The 17,641-nt window shown below is 40.8% G+C and carries 23 protein-coding genes; 18 read left to right on the forward strand and 5 right to left on the reverse strand.

Annotated features, from left to right (window positions below; genetic code table 11):
- Nucleotides 1-187: 187 nt before the first annotated feature.
- The 10 genes from UE46_RS02740 to trxB all read left to right on the forward strand — a co-directional run bounded on the left by UE46_RS02740 (nt 188) and on the right by trxB (nt 9,138).
- The gene (locus tag UE46_RS02740) at nt 188-1,408 is read left to right on the forward strand and encodes a DUF4097 family beta strand repeat-containing protein (protein ID WP_036059719.1); all 1,221 of its coding nucleotides are present in this window, start codon (nt 188-190) and stop codon (nt 1,406-1,408) included.
- 96 nt (nt 1,409-1,504) lie between these two features.
- A complete protein-coding gene (locus tag UE46_RS02745; protein ID WP_118907379.1) occupies nt 1,505-2,779 on the forward strand; it encodes a PspC domain-containing protein in 1,275 nt (424 codons plus the stop codon).
- Nucleotides 2,780-2,800: 21 nt separating this feature from the next.
- A complete protein-coding gene (locus tag UE46_RS02750; RefSeq protein ID WP_036059720.1) occupies nt 2,801-2,992 on the forward strand; it encodes a PspC domain-containing protein in 192 nt (63 codons plus the stop codon).
- A 9-nt stretch (nt 2,993-3,001) separates the two neighbouring features.
- Complete coding sequence (locus tag UE46_RS02755) at nt 3,002-3,355, forward strand: phage holin family protein (protein ID WP_036059722.1); 354 nt, start codon at nt 3,002-3,004, stop codon at nt 3,353-3,355.
- A 196-nt stretch (nt 3,356-3,551) separates the two neighbouring features.
- The gene (gene hprK, locus UE46_RS02760) at nt 3,552-4,490 is read left to right on the forward strand and encodes an HPr(Ser) kinase/phosphatase (RefSeq protein WP_036059725.1); all 939 of its coding nucleotides are present in this window, start codon (nt 3,552-3,554) and stop codon (nt 4,488-4,490) included.
- Nucleotides 4,491-4,521: 31 nt separating this feature from the next.
- On the forward strand, nt 4,522-5,355 hold the full coding sequence (gene lgt / locus UE46_RS02765) for a prolipoprotein diacylglyceryl transferase (protein WP_036059792.1): 834 nt from the start codon (nt 4,522-4,524) through the stop codon (nt 5,353-5,355).
- Nucleotides 5,356-5,376: 21 nt separating this feature from the next.
- Nucleotides 5,377-6,027 carry a pyrophosphatase PpaX gene (gene ppaX / locus UE46_RS02770; protein ID WP_036059727.1) on the forward strand — a complete coding sequence of 217 codons (651 nt, stop codon included), beginning with the start codon at nt 5,377-5,379 and terminating at the stop codon, nt 6,025-6,027.
- Nucleotides 6,027-6,527, forward strand: coding sequence for an acyltransferase (locus UE46_RS02775; protein ID WP_036059728.1), 501 nt, complete (start codon nt 6,027-6,029; stop codon nt 6,525-6,527). Before ppaX ends, UE46_RS02775 begins: the two co-directional genes overlap by 1 nt.
- A 115-nt stretch (nt 6,528-6,642) precedes the next feature.
- Complete coding sequence (locus UE46_RS02780; RefSeq protein ID WP_051492835.1) at nt 6,643-8,121, forward strand: tetratricopeptide repeat protein; 1,479 nt, start codon at nt 6,643-6,645, stop codon at nt 8,119-8,121.
- A gap of 69 nt (nt 8,122-8,190) precedes the next feature.
- Nucleotides 8,191-9,138, forward strand: a complete 948-nt coding sequence (gene trxB, locus UE46_RS02785) for a thioredoxin-disulfide reductase (RefSeq protein ID WP_036059730.1) — start codon at nt 8,191-8,193, stop codon at nt 9,136-9,138.
- Nucleotides 9,139-9,302: 164 nt separating this feature from the next.
- Here trxB and UE46_RS02790 read toward each other — a convergent pair whose 3' ends face one another.
- Nucleotides 9,303-9,593, reverse strand: a complete 291-nt coding sequence (locus UE46_RS02790) for an antibiotic biosynthesis monooxygenase family protein (RefSeq protein WP_036059733.1) — start codon at nt 9,591-9,593, stop codon at nt 9,303-9,305.
- Between the two features lie 56 nt (nt 9,594-9,649).
- Between UE46_RS02790 and UE46_RS02795 the strand changes: the two genes are divergently transcribed.
- The 4 genes from UE46_RS02795 (at nt 9,650) to UE46_RS02810 (ending at nt 11,600) form a co-directional block, all read left to right on the forward strand.
- Nucleotides 9,650-10,054 carry a DUF6157 family protein gene (locus tag UE46_RS02795; protein ID WP_118907380.1) on the forward strand — a complete coding sequence of 135 codons (405 nt, stop codon included), beginning with the start codon at nt 9,650-9,652 and terminating at the stop codon, nt 10,052-10,054.
- A 13-nt stretch (nt 10,055-10,067) separates the two neighbouring features.
- Nucleotides 10,068-10,913, forward strand: a complete 846-nt coding sequence (locus UE46_RS02800; protein WP_036059735.1) for a DUF72 domain-containing protein — start codon at nt 10,068-10,070, stop codon at nt 10,911-10,913.
- A gap of 158 nt (nt 10,914-11,071) precedes the next feature.
- The gene (locus UE46_RS02805) at nt 11,072-11,251 is read left to right on the forward strand and encodes a hypothetical protein (protein ID WP_036059737.1); all 180 of its coding nucleotides are present in this window, start codon (nt 11,072-11,074) and stop codon (nt 11,249-11,251) included.
- Nucleotides 11,241-11,600, forward strand: a complete 360-nt coding sequence (locus UE46_RS02810; protein ID WP_036059738.1) for a type II toxin-antitoxin system RelE/ParE family toxin — start codon at nt 11,241-11,243, stop codon at nt 11,598-11,600. Before UE46_RS02805 ends, UE46_RS02810 begins: the two co-directional genes overlap by 11 nt.
- Before the next feature lie 39 nt (nt 11,601-11,639).
- Here the strand turns inward: UE46_RS02810 and UE46_RS02815 are convergent, their stop codons facing one another.
- Complete coding sequence (locus UE46_RS02815) at nt 11,640-12,014, reverse strand: DUF1634 domain-containing protein (protein WP_036059739.1); 375 nt, start codon at nt 12,012-12,014, stop codon at nt 11,640-11,642.
- Nucleotides 12,015-12,854 (reverse strand): sulfite exporter TauE/SafE family protein, encoded by an 840-nt coding sequence (locus tag UE46_RS02820; RefSeq protein WP_118907381.1) that lies wholly within the window; start codon nt 12,852-12,854, stop codon nt 12,015-12,017. It lies immediately after the preceding gene.
- Between the two features lie 152 nt (nt 12,855-13,006).
- Here UE46_RS02820 and UE46_RS02825 point away from each other — a divergent pair, with 152 nt between their 5' ends.
- From UE46_RS02825 to UE46_RS02840, 4 genes are all read left to right on the forward strand, one after another.
- Nucleotides 13,007-14,374 carry a bifunctional metallophosphatase/5'-nucleotidase gene (locus UE46_RS02825; protein WP_036059740.1) on the forward strand — a complete coding sequence of 456 codons (1,368 nt, stop codon included), beginning with the start codon at nt 13,007-13,009 and terminating at the stop codon, nt 14,372-14,374.
- A gap of 8 nt (nt 14,375-14,382) precedes the next feature.
- The gene (locus UE46_RS02830) at nt 14,383-14,658 is read left to right on the forward strand and encodes a YutD family protein (protein WP_036059741.1); all 276 of its coding nucleotides are present in this window, start codon (nt 14,383-14,385) and stop codon (nt 14,656-14,658) included.
- A gap of 26 nt (nt 14,659-14,684) precedes the next feature.
- Nucleotides 14,685-15,452 (forward strand): TIGR01457 family HAD-type hydrolase, encoded by a 768-nt coding sequence (locus UE46_RS02835; protein ID WP_036059743.1) that lies wholly within the window; start codon nt 14,685-14,687, stop codon nt 15,450-15,452.
- Between the two features lie 74 nt (nt 15,453-15,526).
- Entirely contained in the window at nt 15,527-16,831 is a 1,305-nt protein-coding gene (locus UE46_RS02840; RefSeq protein ID WP_036059745.1) for a hemolysin family protein, read from the forward strand.
- A 21-nt stretch (nt 16,832-16,852) separates the two neighbouring features.
- On the opposite strand, the gene UE46_RS02845 is transcribed toward UE46_RS02840, so the two are convergent.
- Nucleotides 16,853-17,353: a phosphatidylglycerophosphatase A family protein gene (locus UE46_RS02845; protein WP_036059746.1), complete on the reverse strand. Its 501-nt coding sequence runs from the start codon at nt 17,351-17,353 to the stop codon at nt 16,853-16,855.
- 45 nt (nt 17,354-17,398) lie between these two features.
- A complete protein-coding gene (locus tag UE46_RS02850) occupies nt 17,399-17,635 on the reverse strand; it encodes a NifU family protein (protein ID WP_036059748.1) in 237 nt (78 codons plus the stop codon).
- Between the last annotated feature and the right edge of the window lie 6 nt (nt 17,636-17,641).

Genomic DNA, 17,641 nt, shown 5'->3' on the forward strand with positions numbered 1-17,641 from the left:
GCTTGAGAGATCAGGCTTTTTGTCTCATCTTTTTGCTTCGAGCCAAAAGTCCAAACAAATAATCATACTCTGGTTGTATGACAGAATTCGGATTGTCCTTCATAATAGAGTTATCAGTTAGAAAACAATGATGTTGGTTAACAATATTTTATGGATATCGCTTTATTTCCACGAGGAGGAAAAAAACATGGAAAACGAACGCAAACGAATTTTAGAGTTAGTAAAACAAGGTATTATTTCGACAGAAGAGGCGCTGACGTTACTTGAGAACATTTCCAAAAAAGAAGGAAAAAGCGCAACAGCAGAAAACATTCGTTCTTCAGAAACAATAGAAGAAGCCGCACAAGAAGAGGTCGAAGAAGCACAATACGATTACTCACAAGGTTGGAATACAAAAGAAAATCCATATCGTGGCGGGGCATCTTATAAGAAACGTCCAGAGCCAAAAGCAGAACCTGGACAAGAAAAACAACAAGATACTGGACGCCAAATTATGGATGAACTTTCCCAAGCGGGTGAAAAGTTTGGGAAATTCCTAAACAGTGCCTTTGAGCAAGTGAAGGATATGCCAATTCCGTTCTTGACATCGACGAAATTAGAACGCGATTTTGTTTATCACGACACAACGTTATCGATCTTAGAATTTGAAATTGCCAATGGAAATGTGGAATTCAAAAAATCGGATAATGATGATGTGAAAGTACATGCGAATATTAAATTATTCAAGGAATATCCGGAAGAGGAAGCATTGCAAATCTTCTTTGATAAAACGACGTTACGCGTAGATGAGGAAACATTGCGCTTCCAATCACCATCGAAACAAGTGGTAACGAACTTGACGGTTTACTTGCCAGAACGCGAATATGACTATGTATCAATCAAAATTTTGAATGGTAATTTGCACATGGAAGCATTAGCTGGTCGTGACATGTTTGCGAAAACAACGAACGGTAATATCAGTGTTGGAACATTGAATACGACGCTTACTGAAATTGAATCCATTAATGGTAATGTCCGCGTGAACAACGGTACAGTCCGTGATCTATCGCTGAAAACATTCCATGGTAACGTTTCTGCTAAAGGCGCGTTTGATTCAACTAACCTGCAAACAAAAACAGGAAACATTTCATTCACGTTAACAAACCATGATTCTAGTTTTCTTAAAACAAAGACTGGTGTGGGTAACATCGATGTTCAAGTACCGAGCGAACTAGGCGTTGATGGTAAATTGCACACAAACCTAGGCAAGATTAATCTAGGCATTACAGGTGCTGAAGTTTTAGATGAAACATCAGACTCTGTTAACAAAACGATTCTTTTTACAAAATTACCAAGATCAAGTGAAGCTGTTCTAAAAATTGAGGCTGAAGCAACGACTGGTAATGTGAGAATAAAAGACGTCAAATAATGAATAATTTGCTAGTTTTGAGATTTTTCTCACTAGAAATAGTCTCGGAACTAGCAAGTTTCGTTACATACTTTAAAGTGAAAGGAAGGAACAACGATGGACAAAAAATTAAGGAGATCCAGATCAGATCGTAAAATAGGCGGGGTTTTCGGCGGACTTTCTGAATATCTAGGCATCGACGCCAATATTTTACGTATTATCTATGTTGTACTTATTATTATTTCTTGGAAAACGATGATCGGGGTTATTGCTTATATTATTGCCTTGTTCCTCATTCCTTCCGATAATGCTAGTTACGAGGATACGATTGATCGCCATAAACGAAAAATGCAGGATAAATATAATCGTCACGAACAAAGAATGCAATCTAAAAGTGAACGCGTGAAACAAGCACAACAAATGCACTCAGAACGGGCAAAAGAAATGCAAGAACGTCACCTAGATCGTGCAAGAGCAATGCGTGAACGTCACAATCATGGTAATCGCCATCGTCCTAACATGGAAGCAAAAGCGCGCCCAGCCCAAACGGCGCCTAGACCAAGACCGATTCGTGAGTTTGAATTTAATAATACAACTTTCCGCACAATGCAATTAAAGGTTGCGACGGGAGATATTATTATTCGGGCATGGGATAAAGAAGATGTGAAAATGAGAACTGTTCTTTCGGTTCATAGTAAGGCGAGAGCAGTGCAGCAACTGAGCGAAGATAAGCTTTGGGATTATTTCTTCACCCAAACAACGCTTGATATGTCGAATGATCGTTTCGTTTTTGAATCAAAAAATGATGCGCTTAAAACGGATATTGTCCTAACTATTCCAAAGCGTGCGTATGAGCAAGTTAGAATTCATTTATTGAATGGTAATTTGAAGTATGATGACATGGAAGCAGATGATGCGACATTAAAAATCCGTAACGGTGATATTCGTTCTTCTGGAACAGCTGGGAAATTCCTTGTTGCCAGTACGGATGATGGAGAAATTCTTTTGAAGAGTGGTCAAGTGGAAAATGTTGAATTACGTACACTCAAAGGCGATGTTTCCATTGCTGGAGATTTCAAAACAACCGTGGCTGTCGCTGAACAAGGCGATGTAGGTTATATTCTGCAAAATGACGAAGCAACGGCGGCTGATTTGAAAGCACCACATGGCGATATTCGTATCCAAATTCCCGCAACATGGAAAGTGGATGGAACACTCGGCACGAAACGTGAAAAAATTTATTTCGATCTGAAAAACGCAAAAGTATGGGATGAATCTAATAAATCACTTGTATTTACGCAGAATCCAGAGGAAATGAGTGTGGCAACGTTACAAGCTGCAGTGGATAATGGAATTATTAAAATTACCGAATTAGAAGAAAAACAAGTATAATCTACTTTAGGAGGAACTAACATGAGAAAATTAACGAAATCATCGTCACAAAAGATGCTAGCAGGTGTATGTGGTGGGATTGCTGAATACTTTGGATGGGATGCTACATGGGTCCGCATTGGATGGGCAATACTAACCCTCTTTTTCGGAACTGGAATCTTAATCTACATCGTTTTGGCCATTCTTATGCCAGCGAATGCAAGTTGGGAGTGAACTAAATAAATGCGTTGGATAGCAGGAGTTATAATTAATGCAATATTGTTTGTTGCCCTATCAGGATTTTTCGACAGTTTTCATGTAGAAGGATTTACGGGCGCGATTATTGCAAGTTTTGTATTGGCGATTTTGAATATGTTAGTGAGACCGATTCTCCTCATTTTAACATTGCCAATAAATATCTTCACACTTGGTTTATTTACCTTTGTTGTGAACGCGTTGATGCTAGAGTTGACATCGTTCTTCTTAGGTAGCTATATCCAAATTGATGGCTTTGGAACGGCGCTTCTAATAGCGTTACTGATGTCACTTGCAAATATGGTAATTAATTCAGTACTTTTCAACAAGGAAGCAAGATAAAAATGAGACCTCGAAATAGCAGAACTTCTAAGTCAAGAAGATACGCTAAGTTCGGGGTTTCTTTTTATGAATTTAAAAATAGGTAGCCTTAAAAATCAGAAAGTGCTAAAATGAGATATAGATTGCATACAAAAAAGATTAGCGGGATGGGCTGTGCTTTTGGCTTTGTACCTGTTGACTTAATGGAGGTACTTTCATGACAAAATCAGTAACGGTGAAAGATTTAATGGAACGTCTAAATTTGGAATTGATTTGTGGGGAAGAGGGATTGGAACGGCCAATCTTGACGAGTGATTTATCACGTCCAGGCTTAGAATTAACTGGCTTCTTCTCTTATTACCCAGAGGATCGGGTGCAGCTTTTTGGAATGACGGAAATCTCTTTTTCGGAGGGGATGTCGAGCGATGAGTGCTTGAAACGGTTCCGCCAAATGTGTACGAATCGGACGCCGGCATTTGTTGTGTCGCGCCATTTGGAAGCACCGAAAGAGTTGGTGCAAGCAGCAACGGAAGCGAAAATTCCTGTGTTGCGTTCGAAGCTTAAAACAACGCGTTTATCAGTATATGTTACGAATTATTTGGAAAGTAGATTGGCGCCTGTGATTTCGATGCATGGTGTGTTGGTCGATATTTATGGTCTTGGTGTCATGATTATGGGATCGAGTGGTGTTGGTAAAAGTGAAACGGCGCTTGAACTTGTGAAGCGCGGACATCGATTGGTTGCGGATGATAATGTGGAGATTAGACAGGAAGATGAGTTGACGCTTATTGGTCAGTCACCGCCGATTATCGAGCATTTACTCGAGATTCGTGGATTAGGAATTATTAATGTGATGACGCTATTTGGTGCAGGTGCGGTGCGTTCGAGCAAGAAAATCACGATTGTTGTGCATCTTGAGAGTTGGGATCCGGACAAGCATTATGACCGTGTTGGACTGGATGAAGAGAAGATTCGGATTTTTGATATTGATGTGCCAAAAATTACAGTACCCGTTCGTCCAGGTCGAAATTTAGCAGTTATTATTGAAGTTGCTGCCATGAATTTCCGTTTGAAAAATATGGGATACAATGCAGCAGAACGTTTTACACAAGATTTAAACAACCTTATTGGTCAAAATAGTAGTATGACAGATTGATGTTCGTCTGATTTTAGAAAGTAGGGGTATGATGAATTTAAGTTTAGCAGCACTAGATCCGATCGCCATTCAACTCGGTGGCATATCGATACGTTGGTACGGCGTTATTATCGCATCAGCGGTAGTCGTTGCGTTATTGATTGCTCTGCGTGAGGCAACAAAGCGTAATGTTGATAAGGAGATTTTAGTAGATTTACTGATTTGGGCGATTCCGATTGCTATTATTAGCGCTCGAATTTATTATGTACTATTTGAGTGGAGTTATTATAAGGACCATCTAAATGAAATTGTTAAAATTTGGAACGGCGGAATCGCGATTCATGGTGCTTTGATTGGCTCTGTCATCACGGCTATTATTTTTTCGAGGATCAAAAAAGTATCGTTTTGGCAGTTAGCAGATATTATTGCACCAAGTTTGATTATTGCGCAGGCTATCGGGCGTTGGGGTAACTTCATGAACCAAGAGGCACATGGTGGACCGACGACGCGAGCTTTTCTAGAGAGTTTGCATTTACCAGATTTTATTGTTAATCAAATGTACATTGATGGTATTTATTATCAGCCGACTTTTTTATATGAGTCGATCTGGAATGTGATTGGGTTTATTGTCTTGCTTATACTACGTCGGACGCGAATTTTGCGTGGGGAACTATTTTTATCGTATGTTATTTGGTATTCGGTTGGACGTTTCTTTATCGAGGGTATGCGTACGGATAGTTTGATGTTAACGGATACGCTTCGTATGGCGCAGTTCATTTCTATCGTGCTTGTCGCAGTATCTGTGGCTATGATTGCCTACTTCCGTGTGAAGCGCGATCGACCGTATTATTTGGAAGATAAGTATGGGTTTGCGAAAAAGAAATAGAGTTTTAGAGAGGGAGTAAACATGACTAAGAAAATTACGACATTGTTGTTTGACTTAGACGGGACCTTGATTAATACGAACGAATTGATTATTAAAACGTTTCAACACACGCTAGGATTTTATTTTCCTGATCGGACGTTTGAGCGTGAGGACATTTATGCGTTTATCGGCCCTTCGCTGATTGATACATTTACGTCGCTTGATCCTGAGAAGGCTGAGGAAATGGTGGATCATTATCGCGCATATAATAAATTGCATCATGATGAACTTATTTTGGAATATGATGGTGTTTATGAAGCTATTAGAGCGCTATATGAGGAAGATTACAAATTAGCGATCGTATCTACTAAAATGTATGACATGATCCAGAAAGGTCTTAAAACGACTGGCTTGGATAAGTATTTCCAGGTGGTGATTGGACTTGATCAAGTTGCGGCGCCAAAACCTGATCCGGAAGGGATTAATATGGCCTTGAAATTGCTTAATTCGACGGCGGATGAGGCGATCATGGTCGGTGATAATTATCACGATATTGAAGCTGCGCATAATGCCAATACGAAAAGTGCTGGTGTCGCATGGGCGATTCGTGGTGCGGACTATTTAAGAACGTACAACCCAACCTACATTTTAGAATCCATGGGTGACTTGCTCGATATCGTGAGGGAAGATTAATGCGCCAAACGAAGCGGTTTAAAGCTGCCAGTGGCGTGAATCCACTTTGGAAAGTATATAAAACCGTTTCGTTTGGACGAACATTGAAGAATACGCTTGTAATTGAATTCGGGCGTATTTTTCCTTTTATGGGGGGGAAACGGTGGTTGTATCGACATGGACTTGGGATGGAGATTGGTGAACACACATCGATCGCGTATAAGGTGACGGTAGATCTTTTTTATCCTGAGAAAATTACGATTGGCCGAAATTCGGTGATTGGTTTTCATACGACGATTTTAACGCATGAGTACTTGATTGATGAGTATCGTGTTGGTGAGGTTGTGATTGGGGACGAGGTTATGATTGGCGCAAATGTCACGATTTTACCTGGTGTAAAGGTTGGTAATGGTGCAATTATTGGAGCTGGAGCCGTGATTTCAAAAGATGTTCCTGCAAGGTGTTTCGCACGTGGAAACCCGATAATTATTAGCGAAATAGAGGCTTCAGTAGGGGAATGAGCTACTGATACATGATTATATCAGGCTAACTTTAGACAAAGTGGCTTCTTTTTCGTTGCAACTGTTTATTTTATGGTATACTCATCTTATTGGATAACGCACGGAGGTAAAAAATTTGAAGAATAGTAAAAAAGAAGAAAGCAACAAGATTTTTCCGTTTCGACCGAATGGTGAATTTTATTTTCAGCGTGGGATTGAGGCTTTTCGTAATCAAGAAATGCCGGAAGCACTACGCTATTTGGAGAGGGCTGCTTTTTTTGAGCCAGATGAGCCTGTGATTATGTGTCAGTTGGCGATTTGTTATACGGAATTAGGGCAGTTTGATAAATCGAATCAGATTTTGCGCCGGATTTTAGATGAAGCGGACGATATTAATTATTGCTATTATTTTATGGCGAATAATTATGCTTATATGAAGGATTTTAAATCAGCATTACAACATGCAAATAAGTATTTAGCGCGTATTTCTGAGGGGGAATATGTGGAAGAGGCAAAGGACTTAATCCAGTTGATCATGGAAGAAGCCCCGCTTGCAAGCTTTGGCGTGAGTGATATGTCGGATTTGGAGAAGGAATTTTTCACATTCAAGGAAAAAGTGGATGCGTATATTTCGGATGATAAACTGGATGAACTCAGTCAATTCTTGGTGAGTGAGATTGAAGAAAAGCCTACTTTTTGGCAGGCTTATTTGGAACTCGCGGGTATACGATTTAAGGAAGAACGGTTCGCGGAAGGCTTGGCGATTTTAGAAGATGTGCTGGCACGTGATCCAGGGAATTTGATGGCGCTTTGTGAGCTTTATTTGTACGCTTATTATCAAGCTAAGCAGGAGCAAACGGAGCAGATATTGGCGGAGCTTGGGAATGTGGAGCCGTTTATGTCATTCCAACGTGAGAAACTGGCGCGTATTTATGCGATGGCGGGGAACTATAAACGTGCGGATCAATTGTTTGCCAAGGTGAGTCAACTTGATATAATGGATCGTTATGCATATTATTATTATCGTGCGCAGACGGCATTTTTCTTGGGGCGTGTTGAGGAAGCTGAGAACTTTTGGCAGCAGTTTAATCAAATTGATGGAGAAGAATTGAATTTTCCATGGGACGAGCCTGATTTGTTGGCTAATGATGAGTCTGCTGTATTACAGAAAATGGCGAGTTCTGATAAAGCGGAGCATTTATTCGGTATTTATTTGCTAACAGTGTCAGATAAACAGCCGGCTTTGATCATGTTTAATGATTATTTTGATATGACGGGTTGGGACTTTTTCGAGCACTTGATTTTCTCCGAGTTTGAATTTTTACCAGATAGTTTGGATGCGGCGAACTGTAACGCTGTCGTGGCTATTCTTGGAAGGATGGAAGAGCTGGGTTTCCCTGCAAAAATAGAGACGACTCCGATGTATCAGTTTGCTTTGAATTTTATGAAGGAATCAATTGATCGGAAATATGATCTACGTACGAAAAATTTAGAGGCCGTGGCTGCGGCGATATTGTATCGTTATAAGTTTGGCACACAAAAAGTGATTGCTGATTTATTCGGTATTTCGGTTGCTTCGCTTCGCAAATATTCGCTTGAGATCGAAGGGTTTTGAGCAGATAAATGGACGGAAATGGTATGTAGGGTTTACGATAAAGTACAGAGTTAGATTGGAGGAATAAAAGTGAGTGAAGAAAAGATCTATGACGTTATTATTATCGGTGCTGGTCCTGCTGGAATGACAGCAGCGCTTTATACTTCCCGTGCTGATTTAGATACTTTAATGATTGAACGCGGCGTGCCAGGTGGTCAAATGGTGAATACGGCCGATATTGAAAACTACCCTGGATTTGAGAGTATTCTCGGCCCGGATTTGTCCGAAAAAATGTTCGCTGGGGCTAAGCAATTCGGTGCGCAATATGCTTATGGTGATATTAAATCAATTGAAAATGGGGAAGAATATAAAACGGTTGTTGCGGGCTCTAAAACGTTTAAAGCACGCTCGATTATTATTGCAACGGGAGCGGAACATCGCAAATTAGGCGCTGCTGGTGAAGACCAATATAGCGGTCGCGGAGTTTCTTATTGCGCGGTGTGTGATGGGGCTTTCTTTAAAAATCGTGAATTAATCGTCGTTGGTGGCGGAGATTCAGCGGTGGAAGAAGGAACATATTTAACGCGTTATGCGAGTAAAGTAACGATTGTTCATCGTCGCGACAAATTACGTGCACAACAAATCTTGCAAGATCGTGCTTTTAAAGATGAAAAAGTTGAATTTGTTTGGAACGCAACAGTGGAAGAAATTGTTGGTGATGATAATAAAGTGACTGGTGCGCGTCTTATTTCAACGGTAGACGGATCGGAAACGCTTATCGATGCGGATGGGGCTTTTATATACGTTGGTCTAGTACCATTGACTAAGGCTTTTAAAGGGCTCGGTATTTTGGATGATGAGGGCTATGTTATAACGAATGAAGAAATGGAAACGAATATACCGGGTATTTTTGCTGCAGGAGATGTTCGTGTGAAATCATTACGCCAAGTTGTTACGGCGACGGGTGATGGTAGTATCGCAGGACAAAATGCACAAAAATATGTGGAAGAGTTGAAAGACGCGATTGCAGCGAAGTAAATTGCGGTGAAATAGGATGTAAGCTGGTGGAACCTGAATGTAGGTTTGCCAGCTTTTTTTGATGGTTTATCTTTAAATATTGGCTTTTCTTGACTCAAGGATATCGGATCAACTAATGGCATTGAATTCAAAACAGAGTCCGATCGGAGCTGACTCTGTTTTTATTAAATAATTCGTGTAAAGTGCCTGACTTCGGGGAAAGGGTTATAATAGTGGTGGAGAAGCTTTTTCCAGTCTTCATATCCGGCTGATTTTCGAAATCCATCGGTATGATCGGCGAGTGTCTCCCACTGAACGAGCAGTAAATAATTTGTACTTTCTTCAAGACAATGATGCAACTCATGGCTTATGTAGCCTGGCATGGAAGCTATAATACGAGAGGCGATAGCAAAGTCTTTCTCAAATGCATCTGTATTTCCTTGTGTCACTTGTAATAGAGCGCTTTCTAGGATCATGATAGAATTCCTCCTTTTGGCTATTATACAATAAAATGAAAAGCGGGTGTGTAAAATTGAATTTAAATTATTATAATACGTTTATTCTAGTTGCTGAAGATAGTAAGGCAGATCACGGTGAGATTCCAAGAGCAAAACGGCCTCAAAAAACAATTGGTGAGATTCAATTTGAACTTTTAAATGGGTATGATTATAAATATACACAAGAGGAGCTTCTTTTTGAAACGCATATGTTGCATAAAGGGATTCCAGAGGCACATAGGGATTCGGAAAAAGTCACTTTTTTTGGGAAGAGCCAAGCATGTATGAGGACTTCGCCACTTGGGAAACGATATGGCTGGGGATTGCATTTTAATAAGGATGGCTACGTGAAATTGGTTGCGGTGGAGAATCCTCTGTATCGTCAATATGCGAATCAAGATGATTTAACAATAACGCGAGCAATGAAATCTAAAAGATAGGGGCTGTTGTACGATGATAACAATTGGATTAACGGGATGGAGTGACCATGAGACGGTATATTCGAGTACTGGGAAACATAAATTGGAGGATTACGCTGGGCATTTTCCGATGGTTGAGGTGGATACGAGTTTTTACGCGATTCCCTCACCACAAACGACGGAAAAATGGGTGGAGCGGACGCCTGCTGAATTTAATTTTGTAGTGAAGGCATTTCAGGCAATGACAAAGCATAAAGAATGGCAACAATATTATGATTCGGAAACGGAAATGTATCGTCGGTTTATGGATGCGATTGCTCCGATGAGTGAGCGCGGGAGATTGAAAGCTATTCTGTTTCAATTCCCTCCTTATTTCGGATGTACGAAGGAAAATGTGACGTATATACGAGCTGTCCGTGAGAAAATGGGGGACCTACCGCTTGCGATTGAGTTTCGAAATAAAACGTGGTATACCGAGACGACGACACCTCAGACTTTGGCATTGCTTGAAGAGCTAAACTTTATTCATACGGTTGTGGATGAGCCGCAAGTAGGTAATGGTAGCGTACCTATTGTGCTTAGAGCAACTAATAAAGAGGTGACATTAATACGACTTCACGGTAGAAATAGTGCGGGATGGATGAAAGCGAATAGCCCAGAATGGCGGGAAGTTCGGACGCTTTATCGTTATAACGCAGAGGAAATAAATTATTGGGCAGAGAATATTCGTTATTTACAAAAGCAGACGAAAGAGATTATTGTAATCTTCAATAATAACTCTGGTGGGGATGCGGCGGATAATGCTAAGGATTTGCAACGAGCATTAGATATTTCTTATGAAGGACTTGCGCCGATGCAGATGAATTTGTTTGATCTATAAAAATAAGGAGAGGGTATTCTCTCCTTATTTTGGTTTTAGGATACCTAGAAAAAGTATAGAATCAGGGCTAAAAATCGATTTTAGCTCTTTTTGAATTATATATATTAAAGATACTCGGAGTGTGTTATAATAGGGGAAATGATAAAGGAGAGGTTAAAATGACACGAAGAGATAATAATGATACTATTCCTCCGACATTAGCAAGAATTACAATTTCTAATGAATTCGAGATTTTAAATAAATTGAGAGAATCACAAGAGGACAAACAAAATGGCCGTACAGTGAGTTCAAAAGTTGCTTGGTCGAAGCTGGGGTTTAGTAGTAAGTATGGAAAGTGAAATTAAAATTAAAATCGAGTGGTCTGACGCTTTTCAAGAAGATATTTCTGCGATTATTCATTACTTAGATTACCAGTATTGTAATGAGATTCAAAAAACTAAATTTTATCAGAAGCTTGAGAAGGTAGAATCGCGATTAACTATTTTTCCGTTGATGGGGCAGGTTTTGCAAGATCCTAAATATCAGCGGGAATATCGGAGAGTTCGGATTGGCAAGGCCTACTTGGTATTTTATGAAGTACTTTTGGATGAGGGAAAAGTGATTTTACATCGGATTTTGGCGCAAGAACAGAATTATGATGTATTAATTCGCGAAGATGGCGCAGTTTATGACGATGAAAAACAGTAGATAAGCTCTTTTTGATACAGAGCCCACCTACTGTTTTATTTATTCTGTAATACCGATGATAAAACTGATTGCTAAGATAATTAATACGATCGCTGTGATACCAACGTATAGATAGTCTTTCTCTTTCAAAAAAGTAACGAGGGAGACTACAACGCGTAAAACTGGAGTTAAGATCAAGCAGAAAAGTCCGAACATGATGATGGCATATGGCTTTAGCTCGCCAATTCCAGTGAAGATGGCTGTTAGCGTTGTTGGATAGGTCGTTCCTGGATAACCACTTGTTCCAGTGAACATTAATAGAAGCATACCAATGAGAATGATTGCTGCACTTAGCATCACGCCAATTCGTAGTAAAGAACTGACGACGAGTTCGACTTGGTGCATTTCTTCGTCTTTTGTTGGTTTATTTGCCATCTAGATCCACCCCAATCCTTCTAAAATCATTTGCAAGGCAACGTAAATCAGGACGGGAATAAATACGAGACGGATAACTTTACTTTTTAGACGTTGCATAATTCTTGTTCCGATTGTGGCGCCGATTAAAACACCAATTGCGACGGGACCGGCGATTAGAGGATCGATGTCACCGCGGAATAAATAAACAGTGGCACTTGCCGCGGCAGTTACGCCCATCATTAAATTACTCGTGGCACTAGAAACTTTGAGTGGCATCTTCATGAAAACATCGAGCGCCATCACTTTAAACGCTCCACTTCCGATACCAAGTAAGCCACTTGCAATCCCTGCGCCATACATAACGCCAAATCCAGCAGGCACGTTTGCGACTTCATAATCGACTTGTTTTTTTAGCGCTTTATCATAGTAAGTATCATGAAGACGCAGTTTTGTTGCGATAGGGTCTGGCTTCACATTAGTTGGGAATTCTGAGCCTACTTTTTTGATCATTGTAATTGCAGAATATAATAAAAGAAAACCAAAGATCATGTAGAGTGCTGTTGCGGAGATAAGTCCGCCAATAAACGCCCCGGTCACGGCTCCAAGCGTCGTTGCGATTTCTAGAAACATACCAACACGTAAATTTGTAATTCGATCTTTTATGTAGGCAATTGCTGAACCACTACTTGTGGCGATGACGGAAATGATACTGGCGCCAATGGCATACTTGATATCGATGCCAAATAGGAGTGTAAGTGCGGGTGTGACGATAATTCCACCACCAAGACCGAGTATTGATCCAAGCACTCCTGCAAAAATAGCGATGAGTAAAAGTGCAAAAATTTGATAGATGTCCAAGGATTTTCCCTCCTTTTTTAGTGTATACTCTCCATCATACGCCATTTCAGGCATATTGAAAAGACAAAAGAGGGATAAAATACAGTTTTGTGACGTGTCAAAAAGAGTCATTTAGGCTACAATAGAAGAAGATGAAAGAAGGGGATGTTACCATGATAAGTTTAACGATTTGGCATACGAATGATATTCATAGTCATCTAGAAAAATGGCCACGCATCTTTGCCTTTTTACGGGAAAAACGTTTGGCTTCGAATGACGATTTATTTTTTGATATAGGCGATTTTATTGACCGGGTGCATCCTTTTACGGAAGGTTCGATGGGACAAGGAAATATTGGGCTTTTGAATAAGTTGCCATATGATGCGGTTACGATTGGTAATAATGAAGGGGCGGCTTTGGGGCATGATGAGCTGGAGCATTTATATGATGAGGCGGTGTTTCCTGTTGTCTGTTGTAATGTGTATGAGGACAAGGCGCAGAAAGAGTTGGCAAAGTTTGCACAACCGCATATTTATATGACGCGAGATAATGTGAAAATTGCGATTATCGGTGCAACTGCTTGTTTTACAGATTATTATGAGGCACTGGGATGGGGCGTCATGGAACCGATTCAAGCCATTAAGCGTGAGGTCCATAGGGTAGAGGCGGACGTTATTATTTTGCTTAGCCATCTTGGTTTGCCACTCGATGAACAAATTGCGATGGAAATACCAGAAATAGATGTGATTCTTGGTGGGCATACGCATCATCTGCTGGAGAATGGAAAAGATGTGAACGGTGTGCTACTTGCAGCGGCTGGTAGATGGGGCGAATATTTTGGTGAGGTCACGCTAGAGTTTGATGAAATGACTGGAAAAATAGCGTCAAAACAAGCACGGGTGTATGAAACGATGAATTTACCAGCACCTGTGGATGAAGCGGATCAAGTGGCGGCATTTTTGAATCAAGGGATGGCAGAACTCGAACAGAAAGTGGTTGCACTTCCGCATCAATTAGAGCATAATTGGTATAAACCATCTGAGGTTTCTGAGCTTTTTCATGAGGCTGCTTGTGAATGGACAGAAGCGGATACTTTCTTAACAAACGCGGGTATTTATATGACGGATTTACCAAAAGGGATTGTGACGGCATACGATATTCATCAGCTGTTACCGCATCCGCTGAACTTTATTGTGCTTTCGATGACGGGAATGGAGCTTGATGTTCTGATTCACGAGATTGCTGAAAAAGAGGAAGAGTTGCGAGATATACCGCTGCGTGGATTTGGTTTTCGTGGGGAAGTTTTCGGTGCGATTTTGACGAAGCGTATGTCTTTTGATGCGGATTTGGATAGAGCATTATGGGATGGTGGTGCGATTGATCCTGATAAGATATATCGGGTCGCGACGCATGACACGTTTGTATATGCCCCATTTTTCCCGATTATTAAACGGGTGGCTAAAAAAGAAGTGTACACGCCAGAATTGTTGCGTGATGTAATGACATGGAAATTAAAAGAAAAATATAGTGAGGGAGGTTGACTTGAAACATGATTACGATTCAGAATGTCACGTATGAAATTATTAAGGATAACCGTGAAGCTTTTGACGAAGAGGCTTTGACAGAGAGATATAGCGATATTTTGACGCGTTACGATTATATTGTTGGTGATTGGGGTTATGATCAGCTGCGATTGAAAGGCTTTTTTGATGATGATAATCGGAAGGCGACCTATGATACTAAAATAAGCACGTTAAATGAATACTTATACGAGTATTGTAATTTTGGCTGTAAGTATTTTGTGATTAAGAAGGTTGTAAAATAAGTAGACGGAGAAAGAGGTAAGGACTATTGAAATATGATGGCTATTTAATTGATTTGGATGGGACGATGTATCTTGGAAGTGAGCCAATACCTGAGGCGCCGGGCTTTATTGAAAAACTAGATCAAGCGCATATTCCGTATTTATATGTAACGAATAATTCATCAAAAACGCCGGAACAGGTTGCGGCAACTTTGCGGAAATTTGATATTCCAGCGACAACGGATCAAGTGTTTACGACATCGCAAGCAACGGTACAATTTATGTTGGAACAGGTCGACCGAGAAAAAACGGTTTACTTGATTGGCGAAGAAGGCGTTAGACATGAGATTGAGCAGGCTGGTTTTGTGTTGACGGCGGATAATCCTGACTTTGTGGTGATGGGAATTGACCGGGAGATTAATTATGAGAAGTTAGCGACGGCGACGATGGCTGTGCGTGCAGGCGCGATGTTTATTTCAACAAACGGGGACGCGGCGATTCCAACGGAGCGTGGATTGCTTCCTGGGAATGGTTCGATCACGTCTGTCGTGACTGTAGCTACAGGCGTGAAGCCAATTTTTATTGGGAAACCGGAAGCTATTATTATGGAGCAAGCAATCGCAAAGCTGGGCGTGAAAAAAGAGCGCGTGATCATGGTTGGCGATAATTATGAGACGGATATTTTAGCAGGGATCAGATACGGTATTGACACGCTGATCGTTCATACAGGTTTCACCTCGCCGGAACAGTTGGCGAAGAAGGAAGTACAGCCGATTCATCGTGTTATGAATTTGTCTGAATGGGAATTAGAATAAGACGCAAACGAGGACGGATACTTATTTTTAGTGGTCGTCTTTTTTTGTTAGATGATTAGGAGAGGTGCGGGGACATGGCTATTTTTAATGATATTTTTGTCGTATTTTTAATCGTGATGACGGCCTTTTTTGTAGCGAGTGAATTTGCGATTGTGGCGATACGAAAACCGACTGTGCGGCAATTGGTTGTTAGCGGAAATCCGCGTGCGAAATATGTGGAAAAAGTGACGGCGAATATGAACGACTATCTTGCGGCTTGCCAACTCGGAAATACGCTAGCTGCTCTTGCAATGGGGTGGGTCGGCGAGGCGACGATGCGCGGGTGGTTACAGCCACTTTTTGATATGCTACCATTACCTGAATCTGTGGAAGGGCCAATCGCAATTTTCACGTCCTTCATTTTGATCACGTTTTTGAATGTTGTTTTGGGGGAACTTGCACCGAAAACGTTCACGATTCATAGCACGGAAAAAGTAGCGATGTTTATTGCCAGGCCGCTAATTTGGTGGTATTACATAACGTTTCCATTGAATTGGTTACTGAATCATTCGGCTAATCTGATTACGAGAATGTTTGGTGTGACGCCAGATAATGACATGGACCGAATGACGCCAACGGAATTAAAAATTGTGTTCGAAGACAGCTACCAGCAAGGTTTACTGAATCCACAAGAGTTTCGCTATATGCAAAATATTTTTAAGCTAGACGACGTGCCAGCGCAGGAAGTGATGATTCCACGGACAAAAATGATCACGATTAGTAAGTCGGACACGGTGCAGGATTTGCTCGAATTAACGGCGCGGGAAACGTATCATATTTTTCCAGTGACGGAAGAGCGAGATAAGGATCATATTATCGGGATGCTACAGGTGAGTGTTGTAATGGCTGGATTGGGACGAGATTTGGCGATTTTAGAACAACAAATTGAGAAATTTATGACGCCGATTATGCAGGTTTTTGAGGGAATGAAGTTGCAGGAATTATTGTTTAAAATGCAGCAAGAAGGGCAAAGTTTCGTGATTTTGACTGATGAATATGGAGGCACTTCTGGGCTTATTACATTGGAAGATGTGATGGAAATCATTGTTGGGGACATGGAAGAAGTCACAGCTCCAAAAGGCATCAGAAAGGTCGCTGAGGGACATTTTGTGATCGAGGGTAATGAGCCGCTAATATCTGTGGAAGAGGAACTTAGCATCGAACTGAGCGCTCCTGGTGTACACACACTTTCAGGTTGGCTACTTTATCAGCAATTTGATCTGGAAACGGGAGACTTTCTTGAGGAATCTGGCTGGCGTTTTACGATTCGAAGTATGAATAAGAACTCGATTAGGCAGATTGAGGCTATAAAAACAAATAAAGAAGCATCGGAACTCTAGTTTAGAGAGCGATGCTTCTTATTATTTCACGATATCATCATGGTAACTATGCGCCAAGCGACTCGCGGCAGCGGCAGCAATAGCCCCAACGATATCATCAAGGAACGTATGAACTTGCTTGCCATCGTGCTCGTTTAATTTAGCCAAAATTCCAGGCTTCACTTTATCGATATAACCATAGTTTGTAAATCCGATCGAACCGTAAACATTAACGATGGAAAGCGCTAGAATTTCATCGACACCGTAGAGGCCTTCATCGGCACTAATGATGTTTTGAAGTGGCTGTACAAGCTTGCCTTCCTCTGCCAAAACATCTAACTGAATTCCCGTTAAGATCGCATTTTGGACCTCGCGCTTACGCAATACACGTTCGACATTATCGCGACAAATATCAATGCTTAACTCGGAATGATATTGTTTTTGTAGAAATAGCACCAAATCGGCGATATCATCAATCGTTACACCACGCTCTATCAGCCATTCACGTGCTTTTGTCTCTAGTTCACTTTGTTTTTCAACCATTCTCTATTCTCTCCTTTACACGAACAAAATAAGTACAAGTTTCGATTAAAAAACTTGTACTACTTCTTTAAAACCCATTACCCTTTCAGATAAAGTGAGTTCAATTCCCATTTTTAATGTCATATCAGAACTTGGACACGTTTCACAAGCTCCTAATAAACGAATTTTTACAATACCATCGGGCGTTACTTCTACAAGCTCATAATCGCCACCATCTCTTACTAAAAAAGGTCTAAATTTCTTAAGAGCAGTATCCACTTCCGCATACATTTCGGTATTCATGGCATT

The sequence above is a fragment of the Listeria weihenstephanensis genome (genome assembly GCF_003534205.1).
GTDB lineage: Bacteria > Bacillota > Bacilli > Lactobacillales > Listeriaceae > Listeria_A > Listeria_A weihenstephanensis.